The organism is Fructilactobacillus sp. X2R6C1 (assembly GCF_059901295.1).
In genome coordinates this window covers 114722-129067 of record NZ_JBWXUZ010000004.1, presented here as the reverse complement: position 1 = coordinate 129067, position 14346 = coordinate 114722, and the positions used below count along the sequence as shown (strand labels likewise).

Sequence of the window (14346 nt, the reverse complement as noted above, 5' to 3'; positions counted from 1 at the left end):
ACCTCTGAACATATGTTCGATATAATGGTTAAAAATAAGCTCCACAAATTGTAGAGTTTACTTTTACCAATTTTCTTATATTCAAATCCTCTGGTTAAGCATCTCTACCACGCACGGTAGGGATGCTTTTTGTTTTTATAATCCTAAAAGCTGCTTTTTCTTTGCTTCAAATTCCTCGCTAGTGATAGTTCCTTCATCAGCCAATTGTTTGTATTTCTTTATTTCATCAGCAGAGTCAATATCTGAAGTAGTATTTGAGTTGTCGTTATCTTTTAAAATTTCATCTAAAATGGCACAGAGCTTATTACATTGCTTAATTGAATTGGAATAAGTCAAAGAATTAGCTTTTGTTTTAGTGGTTATAAATTTAATTTCCCATGTTTGATCGTTTTTAAAATTAATATTCACTGACAAATAATTTACGACTTCATAAGTCTTTCCACCGGTCATAGCTCCAACAATTGCACCAACTCCACCCATTAGAGTTCCACCAACAATTGCTCGTGTTATTCCATGATGCTTTGTTTCGTTGTTTCCACGTTGATTTATTTTATAACTGACGATGTCCTTAAATTTATAAGACTCACTAGGTGAAAGCATCGTAGCTTTTTTTGTAATTTCTTCATCGTCTCTGTTAATAGACAGATTAAGTATTTTTATCTCGTTTCCTGTCGATGATGGACCGTGTGTCTTATTACTAGGATTTTTTTCAATTTCTTTTAGTTTATCGGAAATTATTTTATAAACATTTTCACTATCTGTTATTGTTTTCTTTTTGAATGCTCTAAGAACAATTGAATTTGGATCTTTAAGAGCTTGCGAATTAGTAAATCCTATTTTAGAAGTTGTTTGATTGTGAGCCATTTTAGGATCCAATATTATTTGAAGATACCCGTTTCGATATAGAGTAGGCTTTTGGTAGTTTATTGATTGAATATCATCTAAATAGATAGTTCTATCTTTTTGAGTTCCTTGAGCGCTGATTGCAGATATACCATTGCGACTTATGATTAGATAATCATCATATACTGTCAATTGCCCGTTAGTTCCTTTTAAACTCGCTAGTTCTTCCATTGCTTGTTTCTCCTTATGTATCAGTTTTTATGGCCATTAATGTTGGACTATCTATCCATTTGGATGAGAATTGGCCCAATCAATTTGACCTTGTACCCAAGAATCTGGGCTTCCATCTGGATTATTTCCTGGTGCTTGGTCTTGGTCCTGATCAACGTTAGAATTATCTGACTGGCTGGTAACAGATTGTTGGTTAGGGTTATTCGTTTGGTTAGACACAGCAGGTTGAGATGTACTTGATTGGTTAGGGGATGTAGTTTGCTGAGAGTTAGTTGTCTGTTGCGTATTTGTATATGAAGAACTGTTAGAACTAACACTTGTGTGGCTCTCTTGACTAGTCTTTTTGCTACTATTATTTTCTTTGTTATTTTTATTGTTTGCTTGTTTATTCTTTTTAACTTTTTTCTCAGTTTTGGGCTTACTACTTTTATGTTCGTTTTTGTTTGTTTTAGATGAACAAGACGATAAAGATAATGCTACTAGTATGGCTGCTGATAAAAAAATACTTTTTTTCATAAAATCTCCCTTTATTTTTATATTAAAAAAGTTTATAAATCTATCGTTATTTGAATTGCTTTTCCAATTATTTTACCAGGATTGCTTTTGTTAATGACGATAGGGGTATATTTTTGATTAATTGGCATTAAGATCGTTTCATGTTCTTGGTTAACAATTTTTTTAAGTGTAGCGTTAGTCTCATCATCAACAAGAACAGCTGCAATATCGCCAGTTTCAACTGTAGATTGAACATGTATAAGTACATATGCACCATCTGGAATTTTAGGTTCCATTGAGTCTCCCCTACATTTTAGCCAAAAATTGTCACCATAAGGTAATGAGTTTATTGATGTCGCTCTATAACCCTCTATATTTTCCTGAGCTAAAATAGGATCACCACAAGCTATCTCTCCTAATACTGGTACGTCTACCATATTATTTTCGAATTTTATTGCATTAGCAGGCAGCAATTCTTTTAGTCCTGCTAACTGAAAAATTTGTTCATCTGAAATACGTAAACCTTTAGCTAGCTTTTTTAAAGTTGATGGTTTAGGGATATTTCTTTTTCCATGTTCGACCTGTGAAATGTATGGATGGGACATTCCCGCTTGTAAAGCTACTTGTCTAATTGAATATCCTTTTTCTTTTCTGATTTTGGCTAGTTCTTTTCCAAAATCTACACTATTAGTATTCATGAGTAACCTTCCTTTAACTGTATTTTATCAATAAAGTTGAAAAAAGATACCAAAAAATATCAAAAAGATACCAAAAATGGTTGCATTTGTATACCAAATGTTTTATAGTTATAGATGTTGAAGGGAGGTTAAGAAATGTTATTAAAATTAAAAGATCCAGAAAAGATAAAAGAAGCAATTGCAATGAATGGTTATTCAATTAATGGATTTGCAAAAAAGAATAAAATTAGTGATGCAAATTTAAAAAGCATCCTATCTGGAAAACATAATCCATATCCACCGACAGCTAAAAAAATTGCTGATGGTTTAGGCTTGAAAATTAGTGATATTTTTTTTGCTCTTAATGGTAACAAAAGTGTACCAACAAAGGAGATGGGCAAGAATGATTGAAGAAACAATTAAAAGTGTTCTCTTCAAAATTGCTGATTCAATCATTAAAAATCAGCAAATCAAGCAGGGAATGTTTAACCAAAAAGAATTAGCAAAATATCTGTGTTGTGACGTTAATACACTCAAAAAATACTACATTTACCAACCGGATTTTCCAGTAATTCCACGAGGAAACAAATATGTATATCCGCGTAAGGGTGTTGATGAGTGGATTACAAATCACACAGTGACTTATAAGGAGGCGATCAATTGAGAGTATGCGAACTGCAAAACATTAAAAGTGAAGATTTACGAAACCAACTTACCGAAACCGTTGATTGGACTCTTTGGTCGAATGGTAGTTATCCAAGTAATACTGAATCAGACGAGATAAAGGTACTGATTAGTGATGTAAGTAAGCCTATTGTTAAGCTTTCAAGCAAAACTAAGGTATTAGCGTCTGGGACAGCCAGATATTCATACAAGAATTATCAATTTGAAGTTGTCCCAAGCGATGCTGAAGAATATCTAGAAATTGAAAGCAACATGATTGAGGCCGAAAGAAACCAAGGATTTGAAATTTAATGAGGTAAATGAAATGGAAGAAGAAAATAAAAAAACAATTTTGAAGCTTATTGTTGGAGATCAAAAAACTTCATTTCAAGCAAATATTGTTGGAATGGATGAAGTTGCTAAATCAGCAAATGGATTAATGCATGCATTATTTGAAGTAGTCAAACCAGTTGCTGGAGCAAACACCACCGAACTTATCAAAAGTTGTATGGATGAATATATAGCTAGCGAGGAGATGAAATCAGATGACTAATAAAGACACAAAAAAAGACCAATCGAGTAACAGCTCGACAGGTCTTAACAAATTGGTTCTATTAAACATCCAACGGTTTAATTCTACCAGTGATGGCCAGTTAATTCAACGGACTATGAAATAGGAGGAATTAGACATGATTAGTTTTACAGAAACACAAGGATTATTTTTACTTCTCACATTAATTATTGGAATGGTTATTGGATATTGTGCAAAAGAACTCCATGACCACAAAGACAAGTATTTTGAATAGAGAGGTAAAAATAATGAGAAGAATAAATCAATTATTAAAACAAAGAAAACAATTAATCAGTTCAAATCAACGTTTATTCGATAGTTTTAGTCAACTTAGCGATATTCAAGCAAATATTTCTAGTAGGACTGTCGATGATCAAAAAGTACTACAACAATTATTTACTGATGAGGATAAACGCAAACAAAGCATTATCAATGCAATTCATCCAGCACTAACAACTTGGGAGGACTAGAAAATGGCAAACGAAAACACAGCAATGACAAAACCAATTGAATATGAAGCAAACGGCAAAAACGTTAAATTATCAGGGAATATGGTTAAAGAATATCTAGTATCAGGTAATGCTGAAGTAACTAATCAAGAAGTTGTTAATTTCTTACAGCTATGTAAATTTCAAGGATTAAACCCATTCTTGAATGAGGCTTATTTGGTTAAGTTCAGAGGTCGACCAGCACAGATTATTACTTCAAAGGAAGCATTTATGAAAAGAGCTAATGCTGATCCTCATTTCCAAGGATTTGAAGCTGGAATCATCGTTCAACGCGGCGATGAAATTGTTAAATTAAATGGTGCTATCAAACTTCCAAAGGATACATTAATTGGTGGTTGGGCAAAGGTTTATAGAGATGATCGTAAGGTTCCAATTAGCGTTGAAATTTCACTTGATGAGTTCTCAAAGGGTCAGGCTACTTGGAAACAAATGCCACTGAATATGATTAGGAAGACTGCAATTGTTAATGCTTTGCGTGAAGCGTTCCCAGAAAATCTTGGATCACTTTATACAGAGGAAGAACAAGGCGATCCAGAAGCTAATTTGAAACCTAGAACTGTAAATGCTGAAGAAGAAACTGCTACTAGTGTGGATGATTTAATTTCTGATAATTCTAAAAAACAAGAACCACAAGATGTTACAAACAACAAAAACTCTGATGAATTCCCAGAAACTCCATTTGATGAAGATAACAGAGATGTTGACGAATCAAAAGCACAATCAGAAAAACCTAAGAAACCAGAAAGGGATGTGACAAGTGATGACGGAAGCAGTAAAGAACTCAATGAACAGCAACAAGAGCAACTCTTTGGACAACTCGACGACCTTCGACCTGACAAAAAGTAATTACTATAGTTCTGAAGCTAACTGGCATTACTTGTCAAAATCGGTTTACTGGAATTTCTTACAATGTGAATCTTCTGCTTTAGCACAACTTAAAGGATTGTATGCACCCAAAAGGGATGAAACACCCTTATTGGTTGGCAATTATCTCCATTCTTATTTTGAAAGTAAAGAATCACATCAGGCGTTTTTAGATGAGCATAAAAAGCAATTGTATAAGTATGGCAACCCTGAAAAGGGAATTAAAAAAGATTACAAAGACGCCAATAAGATGATTGAAGCACTTGAAAATGACCCTAAGTTTCCATTGATTTATCAAGGAAAAAAAGAAGTTATTGTAACCGGAAAAATTGACGGCATTCAATGGATGGGGAAACTTGATTGCTTGTCTCCTGATAAAAACATGTTCTTTGATTTGAAAACTGTTGATGATTTCCACAAAAAACACTGGAATGCTGAACGACATATTCCTGAGAATTTTGCAGAAAGTCGTGGATATATTTTGCAAATGGCAATTTACCAAGAGTTGATTAAACAAACATTTGGTATTGAGTCCACTCCTTATATCATTGCTGTTTCTAAACAACAAGAACCAGACAAAGCCATCTTTTCAATTCCACAATTCATGATGGATACAGAAATGGACGAATTAAAAGAGAAACAGCAGCATATTGCAAATGTGATCAATGGTACTGAAAAACCAATTGCATGTGAACATTGCGATTACTGTCGAATGAATAAGAAGCTAAGTACTGTGACACCAATTGACTCAATTGAATTGTATTAGGAGGTAATAATATGTATTTCCCAAAATTTCCATTGATTAATGAAACACCCATTTTAATTCCTAAAAAATTAGCTACTGAAATTGGATTAAAAGAAACGATTATTCTCCAAAAATTATATGAACGAATGAATTTAGTTGGAGAACCAGATGAAGAATGGGTAGAAGCAGAAAAAGAAGGACGTATTGCTGGTAGAAATGAACTTCATCTAGCAGAAAATTATGAGCATCTTCAACTATTGCTTCCGTTTTTAACTTTAGATGAAATAAAAGAAACTATGGATAGCTTAGTAGATAAAAATTTAATTTCAATTAAAAATTATAAAGATTTCAAAATTGGGGCAATTGAACACTTAACAATTAATGATGGTAAATTGTGGCGTCTATAAAGAGGTGATTAAACATGGTAAAAGTTGTTAGACATCATAAAGAGCATTTTACTATTGCAGATAATCAAATAATTCAAGATGAACGCTTAAGTTGGAAAGCACGTGGAATATTTATGTACGTGTGGGCACAAAAAGATACTTGGAAGTTTTATGAAACCGAAGTGATGAACCATTCCATTGATGGAAGAGCTTCATTAAGGAAAGGACTAGAAGAACTTGAAAAGTATGGATATTTAAGACGGTCACAATTGAGAAATAAACAAGGTAATTTTGGTGATCCATTTTGGGAATTATCTGATACACCGATGTTCGATTATCGGACATCGGGTAATCCGACATCGGAAAACCCGACATCGGAAAATCGCACACTAACAAGTACTAATAAAACAAGTACTAATAAAACAAAAACTAAAGAAGAAGTAGAGCGAGAAGAACTGAAGCCAATTAATTCGTTTCAAAACTATTTTGGAGTTCCACGAAATGCAGTTATTGAGAATTTAAGTGAATGGTCTAAAGAATTTGGCAATGACTTAGTCAACTATGTCATTAAGATAACTGCTCAGAGAAACGTCAGTAATAACGCTGCATGTTCTTATATGGATAGCATTTTTAGAAGTTATCGCAAAAACAACATTAATACTGTTCAACAGGCTAAGACGGCTGAGGATAATTTCAAACATCGACATTTCCAAAATAGTAATAAAAAGCAACACAAGACAATAACACAAGAAGAATTGGAGGAAAGGAACCTTGACTTCTGACCTTAGATTTTTAAGTAAAGACTTAAAAACGTTGGAAGAAACTTGCTCAATTCATCCGGACGTTCAACTTAAAGAATTTAAGGGTCATAAAAGTTGTTGGAAGTGCACCAAAGAACGTGAGCATAAGCATATGGAAGAACTTCGAAAAACAGTAAAGCGTCGAAGCACTTATAACATGCTTAAACGTTCTTCAATTATGGACGATCCGGACTTAAAAAGGGTAAGTTTCAACGACTATCAAGAACGTAATTCAGAAACGAAGAATAATAAGCAGCTAGCAGAAAAGTTAGCAACTTATTATACCGATAAAAATAATAAAGGTAATGCAATCATTTCTGGCAAAGCTGGAGTTGGGAAATCTCATTTAGCTTATTCAATTCTAAAGTATGTAAATAATCATGCTGAGCCAATGCAGAGTTGTTTGTTTGTGGATTTTAACGAATTGCTTAGACGTATCAAAGGTAGCTTTCACGATAAAACAAGTCCTTATCAAGAAGCGTCAATGGTTTCACTACTAAGTGGAGTGGATCTCTTAGTTTTAGATGATTTAGGTAGTGAAGCAACTTTTCAAACGAGGGACAGCGAAGCATCTAATTGGGCTCAAAATGTTTTATACGCAATTTTGAATCATCGCAATCGAACTATTATCACAACTAATTTGTCCGGAGAGCAAATGCTACACATCTATAACGACAAAGTAGTTTCGAGAGTGATGAAAGGCAGTCAAGATAAAATAATTAAATTCAAGGACACAAAAGATTATAGAGCGAGGTTATTTTGAAAAACGAATCAGTAATACTTGTTAAACCGTTAAAAAACGGCGGTGTTTTCTACGAAAATCTACAAGAACATCAACAAAACGAAGAAGCGTTGCGAGTTATGAGAAGACGAGCGAAAAACAATTGGGTAGCACATTATCAACGTTATGTTGAAAATCAAGAAACTAAAACAAGCAAAGGAGCGTAACAAAAATGAATGATTTAGTAATCATGAAAGATAAACACGCAGTAACAACTAGTTTAAAAGTAGCTGAAGTATTTGGCAAACGTCACGATAATGTGCTTAGAGATGTTCAAAATCTCGAAAAAGATGTCCTCACTTTTGAGGAGATGTTTACTAGGTCCACAGTTAAAGATAATTATGGCAGAGATAGACCAATTTATTTTATGAATCGCGATGGATTTACAATGCTTGCCTTTGGTTTTAATGGCAAAAAGGCTCTGAAATTCAAAGCAGAATATATTAAGGCATTCAACCAGATGGAAGACAGAATTAAAAAGTACGGTGGTTTCGATATTCCTCAAAATATGGGAGACGCACTTCAATTAGCAGCTAATCAAGCTAAACAAATTGAAACCATGCAGCCAAAAGCGTTATTTGCTGATGCTGTCACCGCTAGCAAGACTAGCATTTTGGTTGGAGAACTTGCTAAATTGCTTCGTCAAAATGGCGTTCAAATGGGGCAAAACCGTTTATTCCAATATCTAAGAAATAATGGATACTTAATCAAACGTAAAGGAACCGACTACAACATGCCAACTCAAAAATCAGTGGATAAAGGATTGTTCCAAGTTAAGGAAACGTTAGTTATGCATGCAAATAATACTGTTGTTTCCAAAACAACCAAAGTCACTGGTAAAGGACAACAATATTTTATTAATAAGTTCTTAAAGGATGATTTGGTCGTTGAATAAATATCATGCGAAAAAAGTCATAGCGGACGGTATCAAGTTTGATAGTAAAGCTGAGTATCAATACTACCGGCAAGAATTGAAGAACAAACAATGCCCGATTAGCTTTCATGAAAGATTTGAGATTGTGCCAAAATTCAAGCTAAACAATAAGCGGCATTCAAGACGTTATTACACACCAGATTTTTGTATTTACGACAATACAAAACGATTAGTCAAGGTAGTAGACGTTAAAGGTAGCAAAATCACGGCAGACGCTAGCTTAAGAATGGCAATGTTTGAATATCTGTACAAGATACCAGTCACAATTGCCAGATATGACTATAAGAGACACGCATTTACAGAAAAGGAAATGTAGGGAGGTTGGCCAACATGTGGCTAGTTACAATTTTGATTTTATTATTAATTTTAGGTTGCTGGTTTTTGGATTCTGACTGCTGCAGTTGGTTGTTCTTTCTGATAATTTTCTGGTTTGTTATTCTGTTTGCTCTGAAACTATGGTGGGTAATTCTGATCTTAGTTGCAATATTTGGCATTGTTGGTTGGATTGGAGCTGGCAAATAGTATGTATGCAAAATTAGAGCATATTAAAGGCTCACATCTCGTTTTAAATGTTGACGAACAATTAGACATGGAAAAGATAAAACGTTTCTCAGATGGACGCCAGCCAATTGTGGAGATTGATATTGCTGATGGACGCCATATAACTCCAGACCAGCGAAAAAAGATATTTGGATTGATTGGCGACTTTTCTGAGTACACAGGATTCTTAAAACCAGAGTCTGAAGCTTTTCTAAAGTATGAGTTCATTGAGACCATGAAAGAACCGCAATACTTTTCAATGGCTGACTGTTCTGTGACACTAGCAAAGAAGTTTATCGACTTCATTATTGGTTACTTTATTGATGAAGATGTGCCGTTTAAAACGAAGTGTTTTGATGAAATCCAAGGTAATTATGGTCTCGTCCGAAAGTGTGTTTTACATCGTGATTGCATTATCTGTGGAAAGCCGGGAGCTGACATTGACCACTTTAAGGCAGTTGGAATGGGCCGAAACAGATACAAGATTGATCAACGAGGGATGTATGTGTGGTCACTTTGTAGAAAGCATCACAATTTACGGCATTCAATGGGAATTGCTGACTTTGCCAGACAGTTCCAAATCAAGCCGATTAAATTGGATGATGAGTTAATCAGACAGCTTAAATTGACGAGTAACAAACGATTAGACGAACAGGAGAGAAATGATGAACCGTTATAAGCATGGGAAATATGATCTAATCACTCATATGTCAGATATCTTGCCAAAAGATAAGTTCATTGGATTCATGGTTGGAAATATCATGAAGTATATTGTTCGATTCGAGGATAAAGGAACACCGATTCAAGATTTGAAAAAAGCGCGTGATTATTTGAATCGATTAATTGATTATATGGAGGCAAAAGATGAAAAAGTCTAAAGAGAAAATATCACAGGAAGAATCAATGAAAAAATTAGACAAATCAATGGATGAAAATTTTCAACTACTACATGAGACACACGAGGAGTACCTAAAGATTTTAGAGAGGGGCAGGCACCAGAGGGAACAATCAGAAAATATGAAAAATAAGAAAACAGATGAGCGTTTAGAAAGAATTGAAAGCAAATTAAAACTAAATAATTGTTTATTAGATAGATTGATTTTAATTAAGTCAAGATCGGAATGTAAGAAAAATGGGAAGCAAAGAAGATACATTATTCCAATCCCAGATACTGAAGATGGTGAATACCAGTACTATTTAGTGAAAACAACTAGCCCTTACTGGGGGAAAACGTGGATAGGTGTTGCAATGAGCAACAAAGAATCAATACTTCATCCACAAGAACTAGGTATTTTGTCCCCTAGCAGGTATAAAGAACAATTTATTTTCACTGAATCAGAAGTTGAACAATTTTCACCGTATAATCAGCTTTTAGCTCAGGAGGTTTACATTGACTAATTTAATTCCAATTTGTATCAGCTGGTTTTGTGCCGGTATTAGCGTTGGTTGTGCAATTGCATCAATGATGTTGTTGTATAGCAGTATTAAAAAAACAAAACAACGTGATATGCACCAAGAAATAGATATGTCTGATTTATTTGACGAACATGGATTTAAAGGGCGTTTATATTCAGGCCATCCAAAGAAAACGAGATGATTGAAATGTGCTTTTACATGAATAGAAATTTAGGCAAAGAACAGGAAATCATGCAAAATTCTGATAAGTATGACAAAGCTATCGATAAAGCTATCCATGAAGAGGTTAAACAAGAGTATGAAGACAATAAGGAAATGATAAAAGATGTTTTAGAATCTTTAGACTCATTTTTCCAAACTGATTTTTCTAAACAAGTTAATTTAGATGATTATAAACAAGTTGATTACCAGAAAAAGAAGGATAGCGATTTTAAAATTGAAGATTTAGGCGACTTAGCATTTTTAATTAGTGAGGATGTATCTAGTCATGGGTGGTGAGAATGAATGAACGATAAAACAGTAAGTTATGAGGAATTTGTTAAACGAATTCATAAAAAGATTCCAGGTGTGTTTATGCACTTTAACGAAAAAGGATTTCCAATCACTGAAAAAGAAGCTAACGAAATGGAAGACGAGTTAGTTGGTTATGTAAAAGAAATGAGAGCAAAACATAAGAATGACTAAACAAAAGAAGTATGCAATTCCTTTACTTGATACTACTTATGTAACAAGTAGAAATATGGATAGTTATATCCCCATTTATATGAATTCATTTTTAACTAAAGTTCCAGAAGGAAGTTATTACTTAAATGGTCCATATGCGGTTGAACAATATGAGGCTCAACAATATGGAGAACGACTTTATGATCTTAGTGAAGTAGAAAATCATGATGAGGCAATTTTTAGCGAGGAAGAATTAAAAGATTTACCAAAACCATATCAAGAAATGGCAGTTGAGGTTAATTAAATGAAAAAGTATGTAGTTCCACTACCAGATGTTAATTTATATCAATTACCAGTTGCTTACGTCACAGTATTTCGATCAGATAGACATAGTGGATGTTATGCTTTTTGCTATTTTATTAGCGATTCAGAGGCTAGCAAACATGATTATGCAATCTTTTCATTAGATGAAATTCAAGAAATGCCAAAAGATTATCAAAAGTATGCGAAAGAGGTTGACGCGCAATGACTGAACAACAAAAAGAGTGCCCTTATTGTACAGGTATTGGGAAATTTATGTATCACGATAAGCAAAATAGAGCATTAGGTTTAAATTATGATTCAGACCATAAATGGAAACTGTTTTATTGGAAATATGGAGACAAAGCTATTATGACTGAAGCTTATTATTGCCCTAAATGTGGAAGGAATTTATACAAATGACTAAAGAACAAAAGAATTGCCACTACTGTCAGCATGAACAAAAGAGCTTAATTGAAATTGATGAAGATAACGATCCATCTGACATTTCAACGATTTTATATATTGGCAGTAACAAAAACTATAAAAAATACTATTTGTGTATAGATGTTTCAGCAGGTTCGTATTTAGAGAACCATCCATTTGCTGATATAAATTACTGTCCGATGTGTGGAAGGAAACTATAAATGATTAGTTTTGATGAAATAGAGAGTGTCAAATCACAATGTTTAAATTCGTTGGTTGAGGGGAAACATATGAAAATAAATAAAAAACGACTTAGAAAACAGATGAAAGATAGCAACCAGATTCATTATGAAAAAGAAGAAAGTATACGTCATAGAGAAAAAGAGTTGTATTGGAGAGAGCAAGAATTGAAAAAACAGCAAAATGCAACAGAAAAAATCAGAGAATGGGCGGTCCAACATGGTTTAGATAAAAAGACCGATAAGCAAGTTATCAAGCTCATGGAAGAATCTGGCGAGTTAGCTGAAGCTCACAACAAGAAACACACAGATGACTTAAAAGACGCTTTGGGCGATATCTATATAGTAATTACAATCATTGCTCAACAGAATGGTTGGAATATTGAGGATTTAATTTCAGCTTCTTACAACGTGATTAAGGATCGTACAGGCAAGACTGACCACGGTACTTTCATTAAAAAAGAAGATATCGAAAAATAAAAAACAAATAATCTAAAACTTGCGTAATTAGTTCCGAACACAAACAAAGGAGATTTTAGATTATGGAAAAAGAAAAGGTAAAGATACCACAATTTGTCGCAGGTTGGATTGAAAGAAATAAAAATTATCATTGTGCGGCGCTTGGTGAACTGTTATTTGCTGATAAGTCTGAATTAGATAAATCAGACAAACAAGTGTTTGAATGGTTATTTTTAGATTTATGTGAGCATGTTCGATTAATTTTAGGAGCGGTAAAGGATGGCTATACATTTGATAATCAAGAATATGTAATTCCTATGCCAAATATTATTGACCATGGAAGCCAAATGTATTTGTCAGCATATGATTCATATAAATTAGATAAGTTTCAAGCAAGGCCAAGTTTTACTGACACCAAAATTACGTTTACTGATGATGAATTAGATAAAGTGCCAGAAATGTATCGTAAGTTTAAAATTCCAAAAGAGTTGGTGATTGATGATGGGTAAATTCGAGCCGATTGAAAAAGCCGTCCAAGAAATGAACGGCGAAGCAAAAAAGTTTTATGGAAATATTGATAAAGAATCATTGAAAGTAGTTGGAAACATTGATGTTGAATTGGTTGATGGTCAATTTATGGCCACTAATCATCAAATCATTTCAAAATTCAAAAATAAGGAGTGCTGGTAATGACTAACATTTTATTTAGCAAAGTTCCAGATAACAAGGAAGAAAATGTACCAGAGCTAACTGCTGGTCAAGCAACTTGGTTAAATGAGGAAGTTAGAAAGACAGTTGAGGAAACCGGATCAGACGATAAATTAGATGTCGCTGTAACAATGAAACGAGATATCACTCGCATGTCGTTAGACAATCCTATGTTTAAGGATTTAAACAAATATCAATCAAAATTGTTAATCGCTTTAGTCAATGGATTCAAGATTAAGCCAACAAAATATGTAGTTAAACTTCCAGTTATTTCCAATTCGAAAGGACACAGTCTTTATTTAAGAAAGGGAGATAAACAGAAGTGGGAATGCGTAGAAAACACTTGGGCTGATGAATTTACAAAAAAGCAGATTGATACAGAGGTCCCAGAAGTTTACCGGCCATACGCACAAGAAATAAAAGAATTTTAGACCAAACAAAAAAAGCAGACCATATCCCTAAAGCCCACTTTCTCTATTCATCGAAAAACGTACGTTCGTATTACAGAACTTCTATAGTATATCACACGAAAAGGAGTTCTGCTTATGTCTCACTTCACATTTCTAAATAAAGAACAGACGATCGCAAATGCAAAAATGGCTTTAGAGAAATACACGTATTGGCACAACAGAGAATTAAGTCAAAAGGTCGCATCCCTTGGCTCACCAATCATTTCAGACATGCCAAAAGCACAATCAACTACTAATTCGCAAGAAAATCGCATATTAGAACATATCGACGCTAGTTTGTATTGTGAGTATTGCCGGAAAGCAATTGAATTTCTAACAGATGAACGATACCGAGATATTCTAAACAACTCTTACATAACAAGACAGTATCCAGATGAATTTTTAATGTCACAGTTATGTTTGAGTAAGACAAGATTTTACCAGGTTAAAAATGAAGCGTTACTAGCGTTTGCTCAAGTCTGTCCGCCATTACCATTTAGAAATGATGATGAAGTTTATTCTCTGATTTCCTACAAATAAATTTCAGAGTGAACTATTTGTGAACTAAAAGCGGAGGAAATGTGAACTAAATGTGTACAAAGAGGGGACAAAAAGTGAACCATAAGCGGAGCTAAACGTTATATATT

32 protein-coding genes are annotated in these 14346 nt (G+C 33.8%); 29 read left to right on the top strand and 3 right to left on the bottom strand.

Annotated elements, in window-relative coordinates:
- Positions 1-135 precede the first annotated feature (135 nt).
- From AC6UDF_RS05605 to AC6UDF_RS05595, 3 genes are read right to left on the bottom strand one after another with little or no spacing between them, the layout of a single operon-like run.
- On the bottom strand, positions 136-1074 hold the full coding sequence (locus tag AC6UDF_RS05605) for an SHOCT domain-containing protein (RefSeq protein ID WP_500706923.1): 939 nt from the start codon (positions 1072-1074) through the stop codon (positions 136-138).
- Positions 1075-1125: 51 nt separating this feature from the next.
- The gene (locus tag AC6UDF_RS05600) at positions 1126-1590 is read right to left on the bottom strand and encodes a hypothetical protein (protein WP_500706922.1); all 465 of its coding nucleotides are present in this window, start codon (positions 1588-1590) and stop codon (positions 1126-1128) included.
- A gap of 32 nt (positions 1591-1622) precedes the next feature.
- A complete protein-coding gene (locus AC6UDF_RS05595) occupies positions 1623-2267 on the bottom strand; it encodes a LexA family protein (RefSeq protein WP_500706921.1) in 645 nt (214 codons plus the stop codon).
- Positions 2268-2402: 135 nt separating this feature from the next.
- On the opposite strand from AC6UDF_RS05595, the gene AC6UDF_RS05590 reads away from it, so the two are divergent.
- The 29 genes from AC6UDF_RS05590 to AC6UDF_RS05450 all read left to right on the top strand — a co-directional run bounded on the left by AC6UDF_RS05590 (position 2403) and on the right by AC6UDF_RS05450 (position 14239).
- On the top strand, positions 2403-2657 hold the full coding sequence (locus AC6UDF_RS05590) for a helix-turn-helix transcriptional regulator (RefSeq protein ID WP_500694507.1): 255 nt from the start codon (positions 2403-2405) through the stop codon (positions 2655-2657).
- Complete coding sequence (locus tag AC6UDF_RS05585) at positions 2650-2910, top strand: helix-turn-helix domain-containing protein (protein WP_500706920.1); 261 nt, start codon at positions 2650-2652, stop codon at positions 2908-2910. Before AC6UDF_RS05590 ends, AC6UDF_RS05585 begins: the two co-directional genes overlap by 8 nt.
- On the top strand, positions 2907-3221 hold the full coding sequence (locus AC6UDF_RS05580) for a hypothetical protein (RefSeq protein ID WP_500706919.1): 315 nt from the start codon (positions 2907-2909) through the stop codon (positions 3219-3221). Before AC6UDF_RS05585 ends, AC6UDF_RS05580 begins: the two co-directional genes overlap by 4 nt.
- Before the next feature lie 13 nt (positions 3222-3234).
- Positions 3235-3462, top strand: a complete 228-nt coding sequence (locus AC6UDF_RS05575) for a hypothetical protein (protein ID WP_500706918.1) — start codon at positions 3235-3237, stop codon at positions 3460-3462.
- 266 nt (positions 3463-3728) lie between these two features.
- Complete coding sequence (locus AC6UDF_RS05570) at positions 3729-3950, top strand: hypothetical protein (protein WP_500706917.1); 222 nt, start codon at positions 3729-3731, stop codon at positions 3948-3950.
- A gap of 3 nt (positions 3951-3953) precedes the next feature.
- Positions 3954-4835 (top strand): phage recombination protein Bet, encoded by an 882-nt coding sequence (gene bet, locus AC6UDF_RS05565; RefSeq protein ID WP_500706916.1) that lies wholly within the window; start codon positions 3954-3956, stop codon positions 4833-4835.
- The gene (locus AC6UDF_RS05560) at positions 4774-5619 is read left to right on the top strand and encodes a PD-(D/E)XK nuclease-like domain-containing protein (protein WP_500724009.1); all 846 of its coding nucleotides are present in this window, start codon (positions 4774-4776) and stop codon (positions 5617-5619) included. The genes bet and AC6UDF_RS05560 overlap by 62 nt, the downstream gene beginning before the upstream one ends.
- Before the next feature lie 11 nt (positions 5620-5630).
- Positions 5631-6005 (top strand): hypothetical protein, encoded by a 375-nt coding sequence (locus AC6UDF_RS05555; RefSeq protein ID WP_500694517.1) that lies wholly within the window; start codon positions 5631-5633, stop codon positions 6003-6005.
- Positions 6006-6019: 14 nt separating this feature from the next.
- Complete coding sequence (locus AC6UDF_RS05550) at positions 6020-6766, top strand: DnaD domain protein (RefSeq protein ID WP_500706914.1); 747 nt, start codon at positions 6020-6022, stop codon at positions 6764-6766.
- Positions 6756-7547 (top strand): ATP-binding protein, encoded by a 792-nt coding sequence (locus AC6UDF_RS05545; RefSeq protein ID WP_500706913.1) that lies wholly within the window; start codon positions 6756-6758, stop codon positions 7545-7547. The genes AC6UDF_RS05550 and AC6UDF_RS05545 overlap by 11 nt, the downstream gene beginning before the upstream one ends.
- Positions 7544-7732, top strand: a complete 189-nt coding sequence (locus AC6UDF_RS05540; RefSeq protein WP_500706912.1) for a hypothetical protein — start codon at positions 7544-7546, stop codon at positions 7730-7732. The genes AC6UDF_RS05545 and AC6UDF_RS05540 overlap by 4 nt, the downstream gene beginning before the upstream one ends.
- 5 nt (positions 7733-7737) lie before the next feature.
- Positions 7738-8460 (top strand): phage antirepressor KilAC domain-containing protein, encoded by a 723-nt coding sequence (locus AC6UDF_RS05535; protein ID WP_500706911.1) that lies wholly within the window; start codon positions 7738-7740, stop codon positions 8458-8460.
- Positions 8441-8815 carry a DUF1064 domain-containing protein gene (locus AC6UDF_RS05530; protein WP_500706910.1) on the top strand — a complete coding sequence of 125 codons (375 nt, stop codon included), beginning with the start codon at positions 8441-8443 and terminating at the stop codon, positions 8813-8815. The genes AC6UDF_RS05535 and AC6UDF_RS05530 overlap by 20 nt, the downstream gene beginning before the upstream one ends.
- 14 nt (positions 8816-8829) lie before the next feature.
- Positions 8830-9021, top strand: coding sequence for a hypothetical protein (locus AC6UDF_RS05525; protein ID WP_500706909.1), 192 nt, complete (start codon positions 8830-8832; stop codon positions 9019-9021).
- 1 nt (position 9022) lies between these two features.
- Positions 9023-9718 (top strand): putative HNHc nuclease, encoded by a 696-nt coding sequence (locus tag AC6UDF_RS05520; protein WP_500706908.1) that lies wholly within the window; start codon positions 9023-9025, stop codon positions 9716-9718.
- Entirely contained in the window at positions 9705-9917 is a 213-nt protein-coding gene (locus AC6UDF_RS05515) for a DUF3310 domain-containing protein (RefSeq protein WP_500694525.1), read from the top strand. Before AC6UDF_RS05520 ends, AC6UDF_RS05515 begins: the two co-directional genes overlap by 14 nt.
- Positions 9904-10437, top strand: a complete 534-nt coding sequence (locus tag AC6UDF_RS05510; RefSeq protein WP_500706907.1) for a hypothetical protein — start codon at positions 9904-9906, stop codon at positions 10435-10437. Before AC6UDF_RS05515 ends, AC6UDF_RS05510 begins: the two co-directional genes overlap by 14 nt.
- Positions 10430-10636 (top strand): HPP family protein, encoded by a 207-nt coding sequence (locus AC6UDF_RS05505; protein WP_500706906.1) that lies wholly within the window; start codon positions 10430-10432, stop codon positions 10634-10636. The genes AC6UDF_RS05510 and AC6UDF_RS05505 overlap by 8 nt, the downstream gene beginning before the upstream one ends.
- 17 nt (positions 10637-10653) lie before the next feature.
- Complete coding sequence (locus AC6UDF_RS05500; protein WP_500706905.1) at positions 10654-10953, top strand: hypothetical protein; 300 nt, start codon at positions 10654-10656, stop codon at positions 10951-10953.
- 6 nt (positions 10954-10959) lie between these two features.
- A complete protein-coding gene (locus AC6UDF_RS05495; RefSeq protein WP_500706904.1) occupies positions 10960-11139 on the top strand; it encodes a hypothetical protein in 180 nt (59 codons plus the stop codon).
- A complete protein-coding gene (locus AC6UDF_RS05490) occupies positions 11132-11422 on the top strand; it encodes a hypothetical protein (protein ID WP_500706903.1) in 291 nt (96 codons plus the stop codon). The genes AC6UDF_RS05495 and AC6UDF_RS05490 overlap by 8 nt, the downstream gene beginning before the upstream one ends.
- On the top strand, positions 11423-11647 hold the full coding sequence (locus AC6UDF_RS05485) for a hypothetical protein (protein WP_500706902.1): 225 nt from the start codon (positions 11423-11425) through the stop codon (positions 11645-11647). It begins immediately after the preceding gene.
- The gene (locus AC6UDF_RS05480) at positions 11644-11841 is read left to right on the top strand and encodes a hypothetical protein (protein ID WP_500706901.1); all 198 of its coding nucleotides are present in this window, start codon (positions 11644-11646) and stop codon (positions 11839-11841) included. Before AC6UDF_RS05485 ends, AC6UDF_RS05480 begins: the two co-directional genes overlap by 4 nt.
- Complete coding sequence (locus tag AC6UDF_RS05475) at positions 11838-12065, top strand: hypothetical protein (RefSeq protein WP_500706900.1); 228 nt, start codon at positions 11838-11840, stop codon at positions 12063-12065. The genes AC6UDF_RS05480 and AC6UDF_RS05475 overlap by 4 nt, the downstream gene beginning before the upstream one ends.
- Entirely contained in the window at positions 12066-12563 is a 498-nt protein-coding gene (locus AC6UDF_RS05470; protein ID WP_500706899.1) for a MazG-like family protein, read from the top strand.
- 62 nt (positions 12564-12625) lie between these two features.
- Positions 12626-13051 (top strand): DUF1642 domain-containing protein, encoded by a 426-nt coding sequence (locus tag AC6UDF_RS05465; protein ID WP_500706898.1) that lies wholly within the window; start codon positions 12626-12628, stop codon positions 13049-13051.
- Positions 13044-13232 carry a hypothetical protein gene (locus tag AC6UDF_RS05460; RefSeq protein WP_500724007.1) on the top strand — a complete coding sequence of 63 codons (189 nt, stop codon included), beginning with the start codon at positions 13044-13046 and terminating at the stop codon, positions 13230-13232. The genes AC6UDF_RS05465 and AC6UDF_RS05460 overlap by 8 nt, the downstream gene beginning before the upstream one ends.
- The gene (locus AC6UDF_RS05455; RefSeq protein ID WP_500706896.1) at positions 13232-13681 is read left to right on the top strand and encodes a hypothetical protein; all 450 of its coding nucleotides are present in this window, start codon (positions 13232-13234) and stop codon (positions 13679-13681) included. Before AC6UDF_RS05460 ends, AC6UDF_RS05455 begins: the two co-directional genes overlap by 1 nt.
- 114 nt (positions 13682-13795) lie before the next feature.
- Positions 13796-14239, top strand: a complete 444-nt coding sequence (locus AC6UDF_RS05450; protein ID WP_500694538.1) for an ArpU family phage packaging/lysis transcriptional regulator — start codon at positions 13796-13798, stop codon at positions 14237-14239.
- The last annotated feature ends 107 nt before the right edge of the window (positions 14240-14346 follow it).